General features: G+C 60.7%; 19 protein-coding genes and 2 tRNA genes. 3 read left to right on the forward strand and 18 right to left on the reverse strand.

Going from position 1 to position 19,926, the window contains the following annotated elements:
* Positions 1–2: 2 nt before the first annotated feature.
* On the reverse strand, positions 3–626 hold the full coding sequence (locus GTP55_RS15505) for a flavin reductase family protein (RefSeq protein WP_161045778.1): 624 nt from the start codon (positions 624–626) through the stop codon (positions 3–5).
* A 107-nt stretch (positions 627–733) separates the two neighbouring features.
* On the opposite strand from GTP55_RS15505, the gene GTP55_RS15510 reads away from it, so the two are divergent.
* Entirely contained in the window at positions 734–1,183 is a 450-nt protein-coding gene (locus GTP55_RS15510) for a GNAT family N-acetyltransferase (RefSeq protein WP_161045779.1), read from the forward strand.
* Between the two features lie 125 nt (positions 1,184–1,308).
* On the opposite strand, the gene GTP55_RS15515 is transcribed toward GTP55_RS15510, so the two are convergent.
* The 4 genes from GTP55_RS15515 to GTP55_RS15530 form a co-directional block, all read right to left on the reverse strand.
* A complete protein-coding gene (locus GTP55_RS15515) occupies positions 1,309–1,725 on the reverse strand; it encodes a DUF6691 family protein (RefSeq protein ID WP_161045780.1) in 417 nt (138 codons plus the stop codon).
* A complete protein-coding gene (locus GTP55_RS15520) occupies positions 1,722–2,147 on the reverse strand; it encodes a YeeE/YedE family protein (RefSeq protein WP_161045781.1) in 426 nt (141 codons plus the stop codon). Before GTP55_RS15520 ends, GTP55_RS15515 begins: the two co-directional genes overlap by 4 nt.
* A 122-nt stretch (positions 2,148–2,269) precedes the next feature.
* Positions 2,270–3,907, reverse strand: coding sequence for a methyl-accepting chemotaxis protein (locus tag GTP55_RS15525; protein ID WP_161045782.1), 1,638 nt, complete (start codon positions 3,905–3,907; stop codon positions 2,270–2,272).
* Positions 3,908–4,121: 214 nt separating this feature from the next.
* A complete protein-coding gene (locus GTP55_RS15530; RefSeq protein ID WP_161045783.1) occupies positions 4,122–5,021 on the reverse strand; it encodes an NAD(P)H-binding protein in 900 nt (299 codons plus the stop codon).
* A 152-nt stretch (positions 5,022–5,173) separates the two neighbouring features.
* On the opposite strand from GTP55_RS15530, the gene GTP55_RS15535 reads away from it, so the two are divergent.
* On the forward strand, positions 5,174–5,479 hold the full coding sequence (locus tag GTP55_RS15535) for a hypothetical protein (protein ID WP_161045784.1): 306 nt from the start codon (positions 5,174–5,176) through the stop codon (positions 5,477–5,479).
* Between the two features lie 26 nt (positions 5,480–5,505).
* Here the strand turns inward: GTP55_RS15535 and GTP55_RS15540 are convergent.
* The 6 genes from GTP55_RS15540 to GTP55_RS15565 form a co-directional block, all read right to left on the reverse strand.
* Positions 5,506–5,582, reverse strand: a tRNA-Arg gene (locus GTP55_RS15540).
* A 69-nt stretch (positions 5,583–5,651) separates the two neighbouring features.
* A tRNA-Pro gene (locus tag GTP55_RS15545) sits at positions 5,652–5,728 on the reverse strand.
* 52 nt (positions 5,729–5,780) lie between these two features.
* Positions 5,781–7,118 (reverse strand): phosphoglucosamine mutase, encoded by a 1,338-nt coding sequence (glmM, locus tag GTP55_RS15550; protein ID WP_161045785.1) that lies wholly within the window; start codon positions 7,116–7,118, stop codon positions 5,781–5,783.
* Between the two features lie 25 nt (positions 7,119–7,143).
* Positions 7,144–7,983 carry a dihydropteroate synthase gene (gene folP, locus GTP55_RS15555; RefSeq protein ID WP_161045786.1) on the reverse strand — a complete coding sequence of 280 codons (840 nt, stop codon included), beginning with the start codon at positions 7,981–7,983 and terminating at the stop codon, positions 7,144–7,146.
* 68 nt (positions 7,984–8,051) lie between these two features.
* Positions 8,052–9,935: an ATP-dependent zinc metalloprotease FtsH gene (ftsH, locus tag GTP55_RS15560; RefSeq protein ID WP_371868359.1), complete on the reverse strand. Its 1,884-nt coding sequence runs from the start codon at positions 9,933–9,935 to the stop codon at positions 8,052–8,054.
* A gap of 197 nt (positions 9,936–10,132) precedes the next feature.
* Positions 10,133–10,825 (reverse strand): RlmE family RNA methyltransferase, encoded by a 693-nt coding sequence (locus tag GTP55_RS15565; protein ID WP_161045788.1) that lies wholly within the window; start codon positions 10,823–10,825, stop codon positions 10,133–10,135.
* A 43-nt stretch (positions 10,826–10,868) separates the two neighbouring features.
* Between GTP55_RS15565 and GTP55_RS15570 the strand changes: the two genes are divergently transcribed.
* Positions 10,869–11,336, forward strand: coding sequence for a YhbY family RNA-binding protein (locus GTP55_RS15570; protein WP_161045789.1), 468 nt, complete (start codon positions 10,869–10,871; stop codon positions 11,334–11,336).
* Positions 11,337–11,411: 75 nt separating this feature from the next.
* On the opposite strand, the gene GTP55_RS15575 is transcribed toward GTP55_RS15570, so the two are convergent.
* The 7 genes from GTP55_RS15575 to GTP55_RS15605 form a co-directional block, all read right to left on the reverse strand.
* Positions 11,412–11,891 carry a DUF4149 domain-containing protein gene (locus GTP55_RS15575; protein ID WP_110848390.1) on the reverse strand — a complete coding sequence of 160 codons (480 nt, stop codon included), beginning with the start codon at positions 11,889–11,891 and terminating at the stop codon, positions 11,412–11,414.
* Positions 11,891–12,367 (reverse strand): transcription elongation factor GreA, encoded by a 477-nt coding sequence (gene greA, locus GTP55_RS15580; RefSeq protein ID WP_154359891.1) that lies wholly within the window; start codon positions 12,365–12,367, stop codon positions 11,891–11,893. The genes GTP55_RS15575 and greA overlap by 1 nt, the downstream gene beginning before the upstream one ends.
* 91 nt (positions 12,368–12,458) lie before the next feature.
* Positions 12,459–15,677, reverse strand: a complete 3,219-nt coding sequence (gene carB / locus GTP55_RS15585) for a carbamoyl-phosphate synthase large subunit (protein WP_161045790.1) — start codon at positions 15,675–15,677, stop codon at positions 12,459–12,461.
* Complete coding sequence (carA, locus tag GTP55_RS15590; RefSeq protein WP_161045791.1) at positions 15,678–16,847, reverse strand: glutamine-hydrolyzing carbamoyl-phosphate synthase small subunit; 1,170 nt, start codon at positions 16,845–16,847, stop codon at positions 15,678–15,680.
* A gap of 220 nt (positions 16,848–17,067) precedes the next feature.
* Positions 17,068–17,478 (reverse strand): GlcG/HbpS family heme-binding protein, encoded by a 411-nt coding sequence (locus tag GTP55_RS15595; RefSeq protein WP_110848394.1) that lies wholly within the window; start codon positions 17,476–17,478, stop codon positions 17,068–17,070.
* An 11-nt stretch (positions 17,479–17,489) separates the two neighbouring features.
* Positions 17,490–18,407: a patatin-like phospholipase family protein gene (locus GTP55_RS15600; RefSeq protein WP_161045792.1), complete on the reverse strand. Its 918-nt coding sequence runs from the start codon at positions 18,405–18,407 to the stop codon at positions 17,490–17,492.
* A 66-nt stretch (positions 18,408–18,473) separates the two neighbouring features.
* Positions 18,474–19,925: a right-handed parallel beta-helix repeat-containing protein gene (locus tag GTP55_RS15605; protein WP_161045793.1), complete on the reverse strand. Its 1,452-nt coding sequence runs from the start codon at positions 19,923–19,925 to the stop codon at positions 18,474–18,476.
* Between the last annotated feature and the right edge of the window lies 1 nt (position 19,926).

The following is a 19,926-nucleotide window of genomic DNA, read 5'->3' on the forward strand; positions in this document are numbered from 1 at the left end:
CGTTACGGGTAGCTGGGCCGCGTCATGCGGAACAGCTGCTCCGGCGTGATTTCGAAGTAATCGGCCGGGCCGCCGCCACGCAGGATGGTGCGCGAGCCGGCCGTATCATAAACGCCGTCGCGCAGCAGTTCGCGCGCGATATGCACGCCCACCACTTCCCCGAGTATCAGCCAGCTATTGGTTTCCGCGCCGGACGCGCCTTGCAGACGGATGATCTGGCTGCACCTGCACTCGAACGACACCGGACTTTCCGCCACCCGCGGCACGCTGACGACCTTGGATGCGTGCGGCGTCAGGCCGGCCAGCTGGAATTCGTCGACCTCCGGCGGCGCGGCGGCGCAACTGGCGTTCATGGCGTCGGCCAGCGGCCGGGTGGCCAGGTTCCATACAAATTCCCCGGTTTCCTCGATATTGCGCAGCGTGTCCTTGCGGCCCAGGCTGGCAAAACCGATCAGCGGCGGCGTGTAATTGAAGGCGTTGAAGAAGCTGTACGGCGCCAGGTTGAGATTGCCGTTGGCGGCGCGGGTGGAAATCCAGCCGATCGGGCGCGGGCCGACGATGGCGTTGAAGGGATCATGCGGCAGGCCGTGGCCTTGCGCCGGTTCGTAGAAGTATTGGTCGCTCATACCGTATTGTCGCATACGTTTCTTTACAACAATTTATACAAATCGGGGCTTGCGCTCCTACAGTGCGCGCCTTACGCTAAGTGTATTACTTAGTTAAAGCCGCATACATGGAACTCGACGTACAATTTCGCCCAATGAAGGCGCCCCCGACTGACAAGGTCTTGCTGTCATTCCGCAAGGATGCCGGCTTCAAAGGCGGTGTGCCGCCTCAGAAGGCAGCGGACCCGCGCGGCACCATCCAATGGGTAGCGGTCGAAATGAAGAACAAGCAAATCGGCATCGCCCGGCTGGAACTGGCGCCGCCGATGTTCTGCTTTGTGTCGGAACTGATGATCTTGAGCCAGTATCGAGGCCGAGGCGTTGGCCACTGGCTGGTCAAGCGCATCGAGCAATACTGCCTGGGCACCGGTATCCAGCGACTTGTCCTGGAGGCCGCAGAAGGCACCGACGATTTCTACAAGTCACAGGCTTTCGTGCCCGATCCCCTGCTGCCGCGCTTGTGGCGCAAGGAAATCAGTCCCTTGCAGCGCAGAATGTTCACGCCGATGTTTGGCTAAGGTATTGTCGCCAGCGGTTGTTAACAAATTCTGTGGATAAGCCTGTTAACAAGCCACAAGCGGTACAAACAAGTGCTTGTTTTAAAAGGACAAATGTTTGCTGCGTAATTTTTCCGCAGTAAAAGTTATCCACCGCGCGGTCGATCGAGCAATTCGTACAGCGCCATGCCTGCCAGCATGGCGGCGACGAAAATCAGCGCCTTCGGCAAGCCCATGCCGAGACCGACCAAGGCCGGGCCGGGACAGAATCCGGCAATGCCCCAACCTATTCCAAACATCACCGCGCCGATAATCAGCCGGCGATCAATCTTGGTAGCGGAAGGTAATTTCATTTCCCCACCCAACAGCGTGGTTTTGCGCGACTTCGCCCATAGAAAAGCAAAGAAACCAATGCCGATTGCGCCGGCCATTACGAATATCAAGGATGGATTCCATAATCCAGCCAAATCCAGAAACGCCAGTACCTTGGCCGGGTCCGCCATGCCGGAAATAATCAGGCCAATACCGAAGATCAAGCCTGCGACGAAAGAAATAATAATCATAAATGGCGCACCAAAAACACGGTAATAAAACCCATCGCCATAAACGTCAACGTCGCTACAATCGATCGCGGCGATAATCTGGATATGCCGCATACGCCATGGCCGCTGGTACAGCCTGAACCAATTCGCGTTCCAAAGCCGACAATTAAGCCGGCAATAATCAGCGTCAAGGGGCTGGCTTCAATATGAATATCCGGCAATCGCCAGACCACACTGTAGATCATAGGCGCGCCTATCAGGCCGCCAATAAACGCCAGGCGCCAGCCAATATCGCCTCGCCGTGGTTTGAGCAGGCCGCCGAGTATGCCGCTAATACCGGCAATGCGGCCATTGAATAAGACAAATACGGCAGCGGCAAGACCAATCAGCGCCCCTCCGGCCAGCGCGGCGCCGGGGGTGAAGGCCATGGTATCGATGTTCATCAGGTACTCCTCTGGGACAAGTCCATCGGAGTATGCCAGAAACGGGCTTCTTCGCGCCAATTTTTAGCATGGAGGCACGGCAACAAGGCATGCGACGGGTCGCTTTGCCGCACCGTCTGTAATCACCCCCTGGCCAACCGCAGGTGAGAACGGGTGCGCGCAGACGAAAGGGAATCGGGTTGTACGGCTAAATGAGAAACCGAAGCAACCGCCGCATCCAATTTAAACTGGCCGACGATTTCATTTAAATGCCCAGCCTGCTCTTTTAATTCTTCCGCTGCTGCGCTGGCCTCTTCAACCAATGCAGTATTCTGCTGGGTCATACCATCCATTTGACCCAGCGCCTGGCTGACTTCTTGAATACCAATACTCTGTTCCTGGCTGGCGTGACTAATCTCGGACATAATTGCAGTAACACGACGGACACTATCTACCACTTCGTGCATGGTAACGCCGGCTTTTTGTACCAACTCCGAACCGCTGCCGACTTTCACTACCGAATCATCAATTAATACTTTGATTTCTTTGGCTGCCTGTGCTGCACGCTGTGCTAATACCCTGACCTCACTGGCCACTACGGCAAAACCACGGCCTTGTTCCCCGGCGCGCGCCGCTTCCACCGCCGCATTCAATGCGAGAATATTGGTCTGGAACGCAATGCCATCAATCACGGAAATAATATCGACGATCTTTTTAGAGGAATCATTAATTGATTCCATGGTATCGGTCACCTGGCGCATTACCTCGCCGCCCTGCTCCGAGACATTCGAAGCCGACTGCGACAACTGATTGGCCTGCTGCGCGTTACTGGCGTTTTGCTTGACGGTCGAGGTCAATTCTTCCATGGCCGTGGCCACCCGCTCCAGTGATTGCGCCTGCTGCTCGGTACGCTGTGACAGGTCCAGATTGCCGGTCGCAATCTCGGTCGATGCATGGGTAATCGCCTCCGTGCCGTGGCGCACTTCGCTGACAATGCCAGACAGACTGTCGCGCATGCCTTTGATGGCGAACAGCAAACTATCCTTGTCTTCCGGCGCCAGATGAACGCTGACGGCCAGGTCGCCCTGGGCGATACGGCTGGCGATCTCGGCGGCATAGACCGGTTCCCCGCCCAATTGTTTCAGCAGCAGGCGCTTGATCAGGCCGGCAATCACCACACTCAGGATGAACGCCACGACCGCCAGCACCGTTACCAGGCGCTGGGCCCCGGTGGCATAGTCTTCCACCGCGTCGGCGGCGCCCGCGGACTCTTTCTGGGCGGAAGTCACCAGAACGGCGATGTCCTGCACGATGCGGCGGCGCAGCGGGCTGCACTCGTTGACCAGGAAGCGGCCGTATTCCTCCATCTTGCCCGCCTCGCGGTACTTGCGCGGGCGTTTTAGTTCCTCCGCCATCGCCAGCAGGCCTTCCTTGACCTTGGCAAATTGCGGATCGCTGGCATAGGCCGGCGTCAGCTTCTCGACGGCGGCCAGATAAATGGCTTTTTGCTCATCAACGATAGCCAGTTCCTTGGTGGCTTGCGCATCATCGATAAAGATGTAGGCGTTGCGCGCCGCCAGCCCGGTCTGCGCCAGCGCTTCGCGCGCCACATAAAGCGGTTCCAGCCGCTCGGCTGTGAGACGGTTGTCCTCGTGGAAAGCCTTGGACAGCGACGACACGCGCATCACTGAGAACACAGCCAGCACCAGCATCAGCGCTGTCAACATGCCGAATCCCAGCGACAACTGGGTACCGATTTTTAATTTTTTGAACGAATTCATGGGGCGCTCCTGAAAGTAGCAAAGTTGGTGTGACAACCGAACTCGCGGGATCAGGGCGATGGACAACGGGGATGTGGCGGAGGCGGCGGCTAGGGCTAGGCCGCGCATCGGAAATAGGTCTATGCCGGATACTATGCCTTAAAAGATTCCGCAAATCAACAAATATGGAACTAGCGACATCGTAGCTGTCGCCAGAACGCAATGCTGTCGAGCGTCAGGCGACCGCTTCGCCCCGGAACAGGGATAAATTTTCGCTTAGCCAATCCGTCAACGTCCTCGGTGTATGGCCGGTGAGGAACTCGATGGTGGAAGTATCCTCGCGTAGCGCCGACTGGTAAAACGCCCGGTCCAGGCCGACCGCCACACCTGCCATGAACTCAGTCAATCCGGACGCGATCAGCCACTCCCGTTGCTCGGCAAAGCTGCGCTGCCGATACGTCACTGTCCGGCCCAGCAGGCGCGATAGCTCGGCAGCCACTTCCGGCATGCTCCAAGCACGCGTGCCGGTCAGATGGAAGGCGCGCTGCCAAGTGGTGCTTGCCTCTTCCAGCAGCACCGTCTTCGCGGCATCTGCCACGTCGCGCACATCGATCAGGTTGACCTTGCCTTCGCCAGCCGCCCCGCCCCAGTTACCGTTGGCCACTGGTTTTCCTGAGCGCGCCAGAACGCTCATGAAGGTGGTCGGCCGCAGCATCGTGTAACCGACATCGCAAGTGGCCAGATGCGCCTCGATGCGCTCATGCCAGTCGAACGGATGCAGCTGCAGCGGAATGCCGATGGCCGACAGCTTGACGATGTGGCCGACGCCCGCAGCGACTGCGGCATCAATCAGCGCGATTTCGTTCTCGACCTGACGGGGCGAACTACCGTGCGCCAGGAACAGGCGATCCACGCCCTCCAACGCGGCCGGCAGCGAGGCAGACACATCGAAATCAACGGCTCGCTGGGCGACGCTGGCAGGAAGGCTGCCGGCGCCAGGAGTGCGCGTGAGCGCGATCAGATCAACCAGCTCGGTCGCCAAGCAGGCGACCAGTGCGGAGCCGACGCGGCCAGTGGCGCCGGCGACTGCAATGTTAAAGCGGGATGCTGCGGGGGCGTTTTGTAGAATGGGCATTGCTAACTCCTTGATATGGTGACGTTCATGCCATTGATCATGGAACGAACGCGTCACCATAACAAGCCGCACGGAAGATGGAGTTTGGCAGCGGTGGCAATAACTAAGCCTTATAGCTGCCCATGCCCTGACACCTTCGGTAGAATGCAACGATGTCAAAAACTCCCAAATTCCCCGGCCCATTGACCGCGCGTGGCGCCGTGCTGGCGGTACTGCTGTCAAATGCCGACCAGACCGGCGCCGAGCCGCTACAAGGCCGCACCTCACTCGCCGCCATCATCAAAACCTTGAAGCGCAAATACCACTGGCCGATTGAGTCCAGCAGCTTTCCCTCCAATGCCAGCGACGGCAGCGCCACTTGGGCCACGGTGTACAGCCTGCCGCCGGCAGCGGTGACCAAGGCATTGAATACTGGTGGCAGTGAATGGCTGGAGCGCAGGACGGCCGCCAAGGCCTGATTGCGCGGCAATGCGGGAAATTTTTATGGCCTGCCCAGCAGGAATCGAACCTGCGACCCTCAGCTTAGAAGGCTGATGCTCTATCCAACTGAGCTATGGGCAGAGAATGCTGCAGGAATCTGCGGCGGAAATGAAAAACGGGCTGTCTTTCGACAACCCGTTTCAAAGTTCTTGGTCGGAGTACAAGGATTCGAACCTTGGACCCCCTGGTCCCAAACCAGGTGCGCTACCGGGCTGCGCTACACTCCGAAGACCAGTATTCTAGTCGTTGTCCGCGCATCCGTCAATCAAAGCGGCCGATTTAATTTTCGACCTTGTCGGCGATGCGGCGCGCCATCGACTGAGCGGCGTCGGCATCGCGCGCCTCCACCATCACGCGGATCAGCGGCTCGGTGCCGGAAGCGCGGATCAGCACGCGGCCGCTGTCGCCCAGCTCAGCTTCGACCTTTTCTTTTTCCGCCACCATGGCAGCGTTTTTGGTCCAGTCGAAGCCGGCCGGCACGCGCACGTTGATCAGGATTTGCGGGAAGATGGTCAGCTCGGCGCAGCACTCTTCCAGCGATTTGCCGGCGCGTTTTAAGGCCGACAGCACTTGCAGCGCGGAGATGATGCCGTCGCCGGTGGTGTGCTTGTCCAGCGCCAGCAGGTGGCCGGAGCCTTCGCCGCCGAGGATCCAGCCCTTGTCCTGCATCACTTCCAGCACGTAGCGGTCGCCGACCTTGGCGCGGGCGAAGCCAATACCCTTCGCTTTCAAGGCGACCTCGACCGCCATATTGGTCATCAGCGTGCCCACCGCACCGGCGACCGGACCGGTGGCCAGGCGATCCATCACCATCAGGTAGAGCAGCTCGTCGCCGTTGTACAGGCGGCCGTTGGCGTCGCACATGATCAGGCGGTCGGCGTCGCCGTCCAGTGCGATGCCGAGGTCGGCGCCGTGGGCGCGCACAGCGGCGGCCATGGCGGCCGGTGCGGTGGCGCCGTGGTCGAGGTTGATGTTGAAGCCGTCCGGCTTGTTGCCGATGGCGACCACTTCCGCACCCAGCTCATGGAACACGTGCGGGGCGATGTTGTAGGCGGCGCCATGGGCGCAGTCGACCACGACTTTCAGGCCGCGCAGGTCCAGCTCGTTCGGGAAGGTGCTCTTGCAGAATTCGATGTAGCGGCCCTGGGCGTCGTCCAGGCGTTTGGCGCGGCCCAGTTTTTCCGACGGCACGCACAGCATCGGCTGGTCCAGCTCGGCTTCAATGTCGAGCTCGACCGCGTCCGGCAGCTTGGCGCCCTGGGCCGAGAAGAACTTGATGCCGTTGTCCTGGAACGGGTTGTGAGAGGCCGAGATCACCACGCCGGCCGACAGGCGCAGCGCGCGCGTCAGGTAGGCGATGGCCGGGGTCGGCATCGGGCCGGCCAGCATGACGTCGACGCCGGCGGCCGAGAAGCCGGCTTCCAGCGCGGCTTCCAGCATGTAGCCGGAGATGCGGGTGTCTTTGCCGATCAGGACGGTCGGACGGCCGGCGCCGGAGCGCTTGCTGGCCAGGACCTTGCCGGCCGCGTAGCCGAGGCGCATGACGAAGTCAGGGGTGATGGGAGCTTCGCCGACCAGGCCGCGAATGCCGTCGGTGCCAAAATATTTACGTGCCATATGTGTGCTCTTTTAAGTTGTTATTTTAGTGTGCTGCGTGCCAGACCTTGAGGGCGTCAACCGTCTCGGCAACGTCGTGCACGCGGACGATCAGCGCGCCCTGCGCCACCGCCGCCAGCGCGCCGCCGACGCTGCCGGCCATGCGTTGCTCGACCGGTTTGCCGGTCACCGCCCCCACCATCGACTTGCGCGACAAGCCCGCCAGCAGCGGCAGGTTGAGCTCGTCGATCAGGCGCGCGGTGGCCTTCAGCAAGGCGTAATTATGCTCCACAGTCTTGCCAAAACCAAAGCCGGGATCGATGCACAGTCGACGTGGATCAATGCCCGCCGCCAGCAGCGCTTCGGCGCGTTCGCGCAGGAAGGCGATGACCTCGGCCACCACGTCGGTGTAGGCCGGCGCCAGCTGCATGTGTTGCGGGTCGCTTTGCATGTGCATGATGCACAGCGCGCAGTCGCTGTCGCGCACCGCGTCCAGCGCACCCGGCGCGCGGAAGCCGTTGATGTCGTTGATCATGTCCACACCGGCGATGATGGCTTCGCGCATCACCTGCGGCTTGTAGGTGTCGACCGATATGGCCGGACCGAGGTCGCGCAGCGCGTACAGCACCGGCATCACCCGTTGCAGCTCGTCTTCCAGCGACACCGGCGGCGAGCCGGGCCGGGTGGATTCGCCGCCGACATCGATGATGTCGACGCCGGCCTCGATCATCTGCTCGGCGTGCGACAACGCAAATTCCAGCGACTGGTAGTTGCCGCCGTCGGAAAACGAATCGGGCGTCACGTTAAGGATGCCCATCACGCGGGCGCGCACGCCCTGCCCCCGCCACGGGTAATTAAAACGGCCAAACTGTAAGGTAGATTGCATGTGAAACTGGAATAAAAAAGGGCGAGGATCGCTCCTCACCCCTTGGTGGTTGATGCAGCCCGGCGTGCTTAGGCCGGTGCGGTCACGCTTGGCGATACACCGCTGCCGCCATCGCTCGGAGGCTGTTTGCGGATGGTCACGCCGGCTTTCGGCGGACGCGGCTCCAGGCCGGCCATGATGTCGTTGATCTGGTCTGCATCGATGGTTTCCCACTCCAGCAGCGCCTTGGTCATGACTTCGACTTTGTCGCGGTTGTCCGATAGCAGCTTGCGGGCCAGCGCATATTGCTGATCCAGGATGTGGCGGATTTCCGCGTCCACTTTCTGCTGCGTGGCTTCCGAGATGGTCTTGTTGCTGCCCCCCATGAAGCCGTCGTTCTGGGTGTCTTCATACACCATCACGCCCAGCGCATCCGACATGCCGAACTTGGTGACCATCGAGCGGGCCAGCTTGGTGGCGCGCGAGAAATCGTTCGAGGCACCGGTCGACATTTGACCGACGAAGATCTCTTCCGCGATACGGCCGCCGAACAGGATCGAAATTTCTTCCAGCATCTTGTCCTTGTAGCCCGAAATATTATCGTGCTCAGGCAGCTGCCAGGTCAGGCCCAGCGCCCAGCCGCGCGGCATGATGGTCACTTTGTGGACCGGATCCGCCTTCGGCAGCAGCTTGGCGACCACCGCATGACCGGACTCGTGGTACGCGGTGTTGCGGCGCTCATCTTCGCGGATGACCATCGACTTACGCTCAGGACCCATGTAGATCTTGTCCTTGGCATCTTCGAAGTCGGCCATATCAACCAGACGCTTCGAGCGACGGGCGGCAAACAGCGCCGCCTCGTTGACCAAGTTGGCCAGATCGGCGCCCGAGAAGCCAGGCGTGCCGCGGGCCAGGATGTCGGCCTTGACGTCGGTGCCGATCGGCACTTTGCGCATGTGCACGTTCAGGATCTGCTCGCGGCCGCGGATATCCGGCAGGCCAACGCTGACCTGGCGGTCGAAACGGCCCGGACGCAGCAGCGCTTTATCCAGCACGTCGGCGCGGTTGGTGGCGGCAATCACGATCACGCCGGACTGCGCTTCAAAGCCGTCCATTTCCACCAGCAACTGGTTCAGCGTCTGTTCGCGTTCGTCGTTACCGCCGCCCATGCCGGCGCCACGGTGACGGCCGACAGCGTCGATCTCATCGATGAAGATGATGCACGGCGAATGCTTCTTGGCGTTCTCGAACATGTCACGCACGCGGGAGGCGCCGACACCCACGAACATCTCAACGAAGTCCGAACCGGAAATCGAGAAGAACGGCACCTTGGCTTCGCCGGCAATGGCGCGCGCCAGCAGGGTTTTACCGGTGCCTGGAGGACCAACCATCAGCACGCCGCGCGGGATGCGGCCGCCCAGTTTCTGGAACTTGCTCGGATCCTTGAGGAAGTCGACGATCTCGCCGACCTCTTCCTTGGCTTCATCGCAGCCTGCGACGTCGGACAGGGTCACGGTGTTGTTGCTTTCATCCATCATGCGCGCCTTCGACTTCCCGAAGGAGAACGCGCCGCCCTTGCCGCCGCCCTGCATCTGGCGCATGAAGAAGATCCAGACGCCGATCAGCAGCAGCATCGGGAACCACGACACGAACACCTGCGACAGGAACGATGGCTCCTCTGGCGGTTTGATGTCGAAGTGGACGCCGTTGTCGCGCAGGTCGCCGATCAGGCCGCGATCATACGGCGTGGCGGTGGTGCGGACTTTGGAGTCGTCGCTGCGGGTGGCGGTAATGGTGCCGCCTTCAATTACGACGTCCTTGATGCGTTTGGCTTTCACGTCATCCAGCAAGTCGGAATAAGCGATTGGTTTCGCTCCGCCGGTTACGCCATGGCTATCAAACTGCTTGTACAGCATAAGCAGGAGCAGTACCACGACTACCCAGATGGCTGATTTGGAAAACATGTTATTCACGAAAACTCCTTGGATGCGAGACGCATCGATAAACCTGGCTGAACTCTGATTTTACTCGCAATAGGCAGGCGTTGCCAGAAACCTGCCGTGCGCCGGTCAAAAACCGGCTGAAAAGCACATTATTTCGCCAAAATCTTACCGCAATCAAGGCAAAAACGGCTTTCCCGGGGTTTGATGTGCGGGTTATTCAGCAAATATCAAGGGTGCCAGCCATCAGATTCCAAAGGTTGCGCCGATGCCATGCCGTCGGTGGGATTCTTCAGGCCGCGGCCGAGCAGGAAAATCTCGGACGACTTGTCGCGGCTGGCTTTGGGTTTCTTTTGTACTACTGTTTTAAATTCGGCACGGAATTTCAGTACGATATCGTTGAATCCCATGTCCTTGAAACATTTGACCAGCAAGGCGCCGCCGGGTTTTAAATGGGCCTGCGAGAATTCAATTGCCAGGTCGATCAGATGCTCCATGCGGGCGGCGTCGGAATCATGAATGCCGGACAGGTTGGGCGCCATATCCGATAACACCAGATCAACTTTTTGCCCCTGCACCACGTTTTCCAGCTGCTGCAACACGTCCGCCTCGCGGAAGTCGCCTTGAATAAAATGGAAATCGGCAATCGGCTCCATCGGCAGCATATCCAGGCCGATCAGCGTGCCGTTGATGCCGCCGCCCTCCTTGCCTGACAGCTTGCGGCGCGCATACTGCCCCCAGCTGCCCGGCGTACAACCGAGGTCGACAATGACCTGGCCGGGCTTGATCAGTTTCTCTTCTTCATCAATCTCTTTCAGTTTGAAAGCCGCACGGGCCCGATAGCCCTCTTTCTGGGCCAATTTCACGTAAGGGTCGTTAATATGGTCGTGAATCCAGTTTTTGTTTAATTTGTTCTTAGCCATTCGCGTAGAATACTGCCTTTAAGGAACCTACTAAAAGAATTTTATGATCAAACTTACTCCCGCCGAGCGCAGCGCGCTGCGCGCCGAAGCCCACGGCCTGAATCCAATCGTCATGATTGGCGCCGACGGACTGACTGCCAACGTCCTCAAGGAAATCGCGCTGGGCCTCGATTCCCACGGCCTGATCAAAGTGCGCGTGTTCGGCGACGACCGCGAAGCCCGTATCGCCATGTACGAAACCATCTGCGAACAGCTGAAGGCAGCGCCGGTGCAACACATTGGCAAGCTGCTGGTGCTGTACCGTCCGAAAGTGGAAACCGAGAAAGCCCGCAGCGGCAGCGCCGGCAAAGGCCTGCGCGAAGTGACCATCGTCAAGCCTAGCCCGAGCGGCACCAAGCGACCATCGGTCACCAAAGTCGTGCTGAAAGGGAATGAGCGCGTGACGCAGGGCGGTAATATCAAACGCGCCAAGGCGCGTCAGAAGTCGACCAAAAAGAGTGTATTGAGCTGAACCGGCGTCGCTCCCGCGTCGGCGGGAGCCCATACTCAGCATGGATTGCCGCCTGGGCGGCAATGACGCCCGCTCCTACTGCTTGACCACCAGCCATGCGGCCAGCAGGCTTTGAATCAGATAGATCACGCTGGAAATGCCGTGCAGGACGCCGAATTTGTTCTTCGCCGCTTCCTCCATCACCCCGCCCGGCCCCGCCGCCGCGCGCAGCGCCGCCATCATCGGCTGCAAGCCGAAGTGCGACACCAGCGTGCACGCCAACATCACCAGCACGATAATCAGCAGGGTACGGCGCGATTTGGCCGCCATATTCGCTGCCGGACCGGCAAAAATACCGCCGGTGCTGGTCTGGGTCGCCCACAGCAGCACCAGCATCACCAGTGCGCACGCGATCGACAACCAGGCCTGGTTGGTAAACAGATTGCCGGCAATGGTGCCGGCCAGCACGCGATCACTCAGCGTGGCGAACAGGGTCGGTGCGGCCAGGTAGCCCACCGCCCATAAACTGCCGGCCCACAGGGTCGCGACCAGCAAACGTGTGCGGGCGAGTAGCATCAGATGTAGCGCACTTCCAGAATCTCGTATTCGCGCGGACCCGACGGGGCCTGCACTTCCACCACGTCACCGGCCGACTTGCCGATCAGCGCGCGGGCGATCGGCGAGGTCACTGATACTTTGCTCAGTTTCAGGTCGGCTTCATCGATGCCGACGATCTGGTAGGTCACCTTGGCGCCCGATTCCAGGTCTTCCAGGTCCACCGTCGAGGCAAACACCACGCGGCCTTCGGCGTCCAGCGTGGCGGGATCGATAATCTGCGCGGCGCTCAGCTTGCCTTCCAGTTCCGCGATGCGGCCCTCCACGAATGCCTGGCGCTCCTTGGCGGCATCGTACTCGGCGTTTTCCGACAGGTCGCCATGCGAGCGTGCTTCGGCAATCGCGTCGATCACGATACGGCGTTCTTTGGTCTTCAACTGGTGCAACTCATCTTTGAGGAGCTCTGCGCCGAACTTGGTAAGTGGAACTGAAGTCATGTTGTCTATTTACTCTGTTTTTACAATGGAAAACCACAGAGGCCGCGCCAAGCTGCAGCGCGAGCTCTGTGGTTCGTTAACTACCTAAACCTTAGTGTAAGGTTTTATGCAGCCCTTGTAAATCGTACACACGCAATTCGTCGAGATGGCGGATGCCCTCCACCGCCGCTTCGGCGCCGGCGATGGTGGTGTAGGTGGTCACGCGCGAGGCCAGCGACGAGGTGCGGATGGCGCGCGAGTCGACGATGGCGTTGCGTTTTTCCTCCACCGTGTTGATGACCAGCACCAGTTCATGGTTCTTGATCATGTCGACGATGTGCGGACGGCCTTCGACCACCTTGTTGACCGCGGTGACCGGCAGGCCGGCCGCCGCAATCACCGCCGCCGTGCCTTTGGTGGCGGCCAGCGTGAAGCCCATGTCGACCAAGTCGCGCGCCACTTTCACCGCGCGCGGCTTGTCCGACGATTTCACCGACAGGAACACCTTGCCCGATTTCGGCAGCTTGACGCCGGCGCCCAGCTGCGACTTGACGAAGGCTTCGCCAAAGGTTTTACCGACGCCCATCACTTCACCGGTCGACTTCATCTCAGGGCCGAGGATGGTGTCCACGCCCGGGAATTTCACGAACGGGAACACGGCTTCCTTGACGCTGTAGTACGGCGGCACCACTTCTTCGGTGATGCCCTGGTCTGCCAGCTTCTGGCCGACCATGCAGCGCGCGGCGATCTTGGCCAGTTGCAGGCCGGTGGCCTTCGACACGAACGGCACGGTGCGCGAGGCGCGCGGGTTCACTTCCAGCACGTAGACCACGTCCTGGCCCTCTTGCTTTTGGATCGCGAACTGCACGTTCATCAGGCCGACCACGTTCAGGCCCTTGGCCATCAGCGCGGTCTGGCGCTTCAGTTCATCAATGGTCTCCTGCGCCAGCGAGTACGGCGGCAGCGAGCAGGCCGAGTCGCCCGAGTGGACGCCGGCTTGTTCGATGTGTTCCATCACGCCGCCGATGAAGGTGGTTTCGCCGTCCGAGATGCAGTCGACGTCGCACTCGATGGCGTCGTTCAGGAAGCGGTCCAGCAGCACCGGCGAATCGTTCGACACCTTGACCGCTTCGCGCATGTAGCGCTCCAGGTCGCGCTGCTCGTGGACGATTTCCATTGCGCGGCCACCCAGCACGTAGGAAGGACGCACCACCAGCGGGTAGCCGATTTCCTGTGCCAGCGCCAGCGCATCGGCTTCGGTGCGCGCGGTGCGGTTAGGCGGCTGACGCAGACCCAGGTCCTGCAGCAGCTTCTGGAAACGCTCGCGGTCTTCGGCGGCGTCGATCATGTCCGGCGAGGTGCCGACGATCGGCACGCCGTTGGCTTCCAGGTCCAGCGCCAGTTTCAACGGGGTCTGGCCGCCGTACTGCACGATCACGCCGACCGGCTTTTCCAGCTCGACGATTTCCAGCACGTCTTCCAGCGTCAGCGATTCGAAGTACAGGCGATCCGAGGTATCGTAGTCGGTCGACACGGTCTCCGGATTGCAGTTGACCATGATGGTCTCGTAGCCGTCTTCGCGCATCGCCAGCGCCGCGTGCACGCAGCAGTAATCGAATTCGATACCCTGGCCGATACGGTTAGGGCCACCGCCAAGCACCATGATCTTCTTCTTGTCGGTCGGATTGGACTCGCACTCTTCATCGTAGGTCGAGTACATATACGCGGTGTTGGTGGCGAATTCCGCCGCGCAGGTGTCCACGCGCTTGTAGACCGGACGGATGCCCAGGCCATGACGGTACTTGCGCACCTCGGCCGGCGTGGTTTGCAGCAGGAAGGCCAGACGGCGGTCCGAGAAGCCCTTCTGTTTCAGCTTGTACAGCGTGGTCTTGTCCAGCTGCTCCAGCTTCTGCGTGTCCATCCACAGTTCCAGGTCGACGATCTCTTTAATCTGGATCAGGAACCATGGGTCGATCTTGGTCAGCTGGTGCACTTCTTCCATGGTGAAGCCTTGTGCGAAGGCGTCGCCCACGTACCAGATGCGCTCCGGACCCGGCTCGCCCAGTTCCTCTTCGATCTTCTCGCGGTCCTTGGTTTTCTCGTTCAGGCCATCCACGCCCACTTCCAGACCGCGCAGCGCTTTCTGGAACGATTCCTGGAAGGTGCGGCCGATCGCCATCACTTCGCCGACGGATTTCATCTGCGTGGTCAGGTGGTGGTCGGCGGTCGGGAATTTCTCGAACGTGAAACGCGGGATCTTGGTCACGACGTAGTCAATCGACGGTTCGAACGAGGCCGGGGTGGCGCCGCCGGTGATCTCGTTGCGCAGCTCGTCCAGCGTGAAGCCGACAGCCAGCTTGGCCGCCACTTTGGCGATCGGGAAGCCGGTGGCTTTCGACGCCAGTGCCGACGAACGCGAGACGCGCGGATTCATCTCGATGACGATCATGCGGCCATCGGCCGGGTTGATCGAGAACTGCACGTTGGAGCCGCCGGTATCGACGCCGATTTCACGCAGCACCGCCAGCGAGGCGTTACGCATGATCTGGTATTCCTTGTCGGTCAGCGTTTGCGCAGGCGCCACGGTGATCGAGTCGCCGGTGTGCACGCCCATCGGGTCCAGGTTTTCGATCGAGCAGATGATGATGCAGTTGTCCGCCTTGTCGCGCACCACTTCCATCTCGTACTCTTTCCAGCCCAGCAGCGATTCCTCAATCAGCAGCTCGTTGGTTGGCGAAGCTTCCAGGCCGCGTTTGCAGATCGCTTCGAATTCTTCTTCGTTGTAGGCGATACCGCCGCCGCTGCCGCCCATGGTGAATGATGGACGGATGATGGTCGGGAAGCCGACTTCCTTCTGCACCGCCCACGATTCTTCCAGCGAGTGCGCCACGCCGGAACGGGCCGAGCCCAGACCGATCTTGGTCATCGCGTCCTTGAACTTGGAGCGGTCTTCGGCCTTGTCGATGGCTTCCGGCGTGGCGCCGATCAGTTCCACCTTGTATTTGTCCAGGATGCCGTTGCGGTGCAGGTCCAGCGCGCAATTGAGCGCGGTCTGGCCGCCCATGGTTGGCAGGATCGCGTCCGGCTTTTCCTTGGCGATGATCTTCTCGACGATTTGCCAGGTGATCGGCTCGATGTAGGTCACATCGGCCATTTCCGGGTCGGTCATGATGGTCGCAGGATTGCTGTTGACCAGGATGACTTTGTAGCCTTCTTCGCGCAGGGCCTTGCAGGCCTGGGCGCCGGAATAATCGAACTCGCAGGCCTGGCCGATAATGATCGGGCCAGCGCCAATAATCAAAATACTTTTAATGTCTGTACGTTTTGGCATTTATTTTTTCTCCGAAGCTTCCATCAGGCCGATGAAGCGGTCAAACAGGTAAGCGACGTCAGTCGGGCCAGGCGATGCTTCAGGGTGGCCCTGGAAGCAGAAGGCCGGGGTGTCGGTGCGGGCAAAGCCCTGCAGCGAACCATCGAACAGCGACACGTGGGTCACGCGGCAGTTGGCCGGCAGCGTGTTCGGATCGACCGCGAAACCGTGGTTCTGCGAGGTGATCATGACCTTCTTGCTGTCCAGGTCCTGCACCGGGTGGTTGGCGCCGTGGTGGCCGAACTTCATCTTCAGCGTTTTGGCGCCGGAGGCCAGGCCCATGATCTGGTGGCCGAGGCAGATGCCGAACAGCGGCAGCTTCTTGTCCATGAAGACCTTGGCGGCGGAAATGGCGTAGTCGCACGGCTCAGGATCGCCAGGGCCGTTGGACAGGAACACGCCGTCCGGATTCAGCGCAAGCACTTCTTCAGCGGTGGTCTGGGCCGGCACCACGGTGACTTTGCAGCCGCGCGCGGTCAGCATGCGCAGGATGTTGCGCTTGACGCCGAAGTCGTAGGCGACCACGTGGAATTTGGTGTCTTCTGCGGCCAGCTTGCCGTAGCCTTCACCCAGCGTCCATTCGGTTTCGGTGTATTCGTAGGTCGATTTGACCGTCACCACCTTGGCCAGGTCCATGCCGGACAGGCCCGGGAAGGAACGCGCCAGGTCCAGCGCCTGCGACGCCGACGGCTCGTTGCCCTGGGTGCCGACCAGGATGGCGCCGGATTGGGCGCCCTTCTCGCGCAGGATGCGGGTCAGCTTGCGCGTGTCGATACCGGCGATGGCGACGATGTTCTCGGCCTTCAGGTAATCGCCCAGCGACTGGGTGGAGCGGAAGTTCGACGCGATCAACGGCAGGTCACGGATGATTAGACCGGCAGCGTGGACTTTGGACGACTCGACGTCTTCGGGATTGATCCCGTAGTTGCCGATATGGGGATACGTCAGCGTGACGATCTGGCGGCTGTAGGACGGATCGGTGAGGATCTCCTGGTAACCGGTCATGGAAGTATTGAAGACCACTTCACCGGTCGTATGACCGGCGGCGCCGATCGAAAAACCTTTGAAAATGGTTCCGTCAGCGAGGGCCAGTATGGCTGGAACGGCGGGGCCAGAAAAAAATGGCGGCAAGGGCAACTCCTGATAAAGTTACCGTAGCTGCGCCACGTCAGACGACCGTCGAGTATCCCCGGCCGTCGCAGGCCCGGGTGGATGGTCAATTGATGATGGAGTGAGTGGTAGTCGCTACGGTAGAGATGTGATTTGGCTAAACCTTTGAATTATAACCAAATCCGCCCTGCTTGGCAAGGCCGCCCGGCATGGCGCCAGGCGGTTTTTTAACAGTTGTTGCTTAGTTCAGTGCGGCGATGCCGGCTTTGGCGATTTGCGCATCTTCGTTCGATTTGACGCCGGAGACGCCGACGGCGCCGATGATGTGGCCGTCCACGATGACGGGCACGCCGCCTTCCAGCATGCCATCGGCCATCGGCGCCGGCGCGGTCAGGAACGAGACGCGGCCGTTGTTGATCACGTCTTCATACAGCTTGGACTCGCGGCGGCCCAGCGCCGATACGCGCGCCTTGGCCGGGGCGATGTGCGACGACAGCGCATTGGCGCCATCCAGCCGCTGTTGCCACAGCAGGTGGCCGCCGTCATCAACGATGGCGATGCTCACCGCCCAGTTATTGGCCACGGCTTCCGCTTCTGCGGCCACAGCGATTTTCTTGACGTCGGCCAGAGTGAGGTACGGCTTGGTTTGCATAATGCTCTTCCTTATGGTTTGCGTTTCGCTTCGAGTTTTTGTTTGATCTGGGCCATCACCTGCGCGGCGGCCTGCTCACCGGCCAGCACCGCCTGGTTGCGGCCATTGAAGTCATTGCTGGCCATCTTGCCCAGCGGCGGCGTGATGACGATGTCGGCATCGCGCAGCTCATAGTCGTTGATGCGCTGGCCCATGATGGAGAAGGTCTGCATGATCACGTCCAGCGAACTGACGGTGGCCTGCACGTCGGCCTGGGTCGAGATATTGACGGCGATGACGAAGTCCGCCCCCATGTCGCGCGCAAAGCGCACCGGCACCGGCGCCACCAGGCCGCCGTCCACATAGGTATGGCCGTTGATGGTCACCGGCTGGAACACGCCCGGCACCGCCGACGACGCCCGCACTGCCATGCCGGTATTGCCGCGCTGGAACAGGATCGGTTTGCCGTCCTTCAGGTCGGTGGCCACCGCGCCGAACGGAATCTTCAGCTTTTCCATCGGCTGGTTGTTGACCGCCTTGTTGACATAGGCTTGCAGCGCCTCGCCTTTCAGCACGCCGGTGTTCTTGCGGAACAGCGGCACCGCCCAGTCGGAAATCGACGCTTCGTCCATCTCCAGCGCCAGCTTTTGCAGCTGGAAGCCGGTATTGCCGGCCGCGTACAGCGCGCCGACCACGCTGCCGGCGCTGGTGCCGACCACGATGTCCGGATAGATGCCCTGCGCCTCCAGCGCCTTGATCACGCCGATGTGGGCAAAGCCGCGCGCCGCGCCGCCGCCCAGCGCCAGGCCGATCTTGATTTTCTTCGGCGGCAGCACCTCCGGCGGCGGTTGCAGCACCGGGGTCTCCGCAACGGGAGGGTTTTTGCAGCCGACAATCGCGGCTGCGGAGAGGATGGCTAAACTGGCAAGGGCAAAACGGCGTGATGGCATGGGCAGTGTATGGACTGGGATTGAGCGCCCCAGATTGTACACCGCCCTGCCCGCTTCGCTTCCCGCTTACTTGCTGGCCGCCGTCGTGCCGTACTCGTCGGCGCCCAAATCGATCAGGCTGTGCTCGATGCGCGCCTGGCCGTCGATGTCCTGCGTGCCATTCAGCGGAATCGCGCCGGACGGGAAATAACGGGTCCACAGCGGCGAACTCCAGCCGGTGAGCGGCGTGCCGACTGTACCCGCATCAATCGACGGCGAAGCCGCTTGCAGGTGCAGGTTGCCGGTCGCCGGCGCCACGTACAGCGGATTGGAAATCTTCAGCGTTCCCGGCAGGCCGGAGGAACTGGTGCTGGTGCCCCACCACTGATTGACGCCCCAGTTATTGCCGGTGTTGCCGGTGCCTTCCACCTGATAGCTCTCTGCCGCGGTCCCTTTGCCGAAGAAGATGTTATTGCTGAAGTTCGACGCGGTGACCTTGTACTGCAACGTCACCTCGGTGCCCCAGCCCTGGTTTTTGTAGAACGAATTGTTATGCACATTGATGCGGCGGGCCAGGCCGGCGCTTGAGGAGTAGCCGCCCAGCGACAAACCAGCTTCACGGTTGTTATAGACAAAATTGCCAGTCATCAGAATATCTTCGGTCGCCTTGTTTTTATGCTCACTGGCGAATTCAAAGCCGATGTCGTTGCCGGTCGAGATATTGCGGTCGAAGATGATGTTGCGGCCGCCGTCGACGTAGAAGCCGCCGGCCGAGCCTTCGCCGCCGTACCATGGATTGGTGGTGCTGGAGTTGTTGGCCGAGGTATTGCCGCGCACCAGGCCATTGCGCACGCGGTCGTTGTCGCCGCAACCGGAGCACTCGCCTTCATACCCGATGAAGTCGAAGCCGATGTTGTTATTGTCATGCACGTTGTTGCCGAGGACTTCGAAGCGGTCGACGTTGCCGTTGATGACCAGCGCTTCGCTGGCCTGCAGCACGTTCTTGTACACCTCATTCCCCTGCACCAGCAGATCGGTCACGCCGGTGGTGTTGGTGCCGAAGACGGCCAGGCCATGCGCGCCGACCGAGCACGGGTCCTTGCAGGTGCTGGTGTTCTTGATGTCGTGGATCTTGTTGCTGACGATTTGCAGGTTCGCGCCGTTGCCTTCGATCAGAATCCCGACCGGGGTGTTGCTGCCGTTCGACGTCAACCCCGCCACCTCAAAACCCTGCACCCGCACATAGTTCGAGTTCTTGATGGTGATCAGCCCTTCGCGGCCGGATGGCGTCAGGCCGCTGCCGCTGATGATGGCGCCGGCATCGCCTTGCACGGTAATGAAGGCGGTGGCGCTGCCGGATTTACCGGAAATCAGCACCTTCTGCGTGTAGGTGCCGGCCAGCACCCGCACGGTGTCGCCGGCATTGGCGGTATTGACCGCAGACTGGATCGACTGACCCGGACTGACGGTGATGGTGACGGCATGCGCCGTGGAGGCCAGCAGGCACGCGGCTGCGGCGAAAGCTTTGACTAAATTCACA

This window comes from Duganella margarita, from assembly GCF_009857535.1.
Classification (GTDB): Bacteria; Pseudomonadota; Gammaproteobacteria; order Burkholderiales; family Burkholderiaceae_D; genus Rugamonas; species Rugamonas margarita.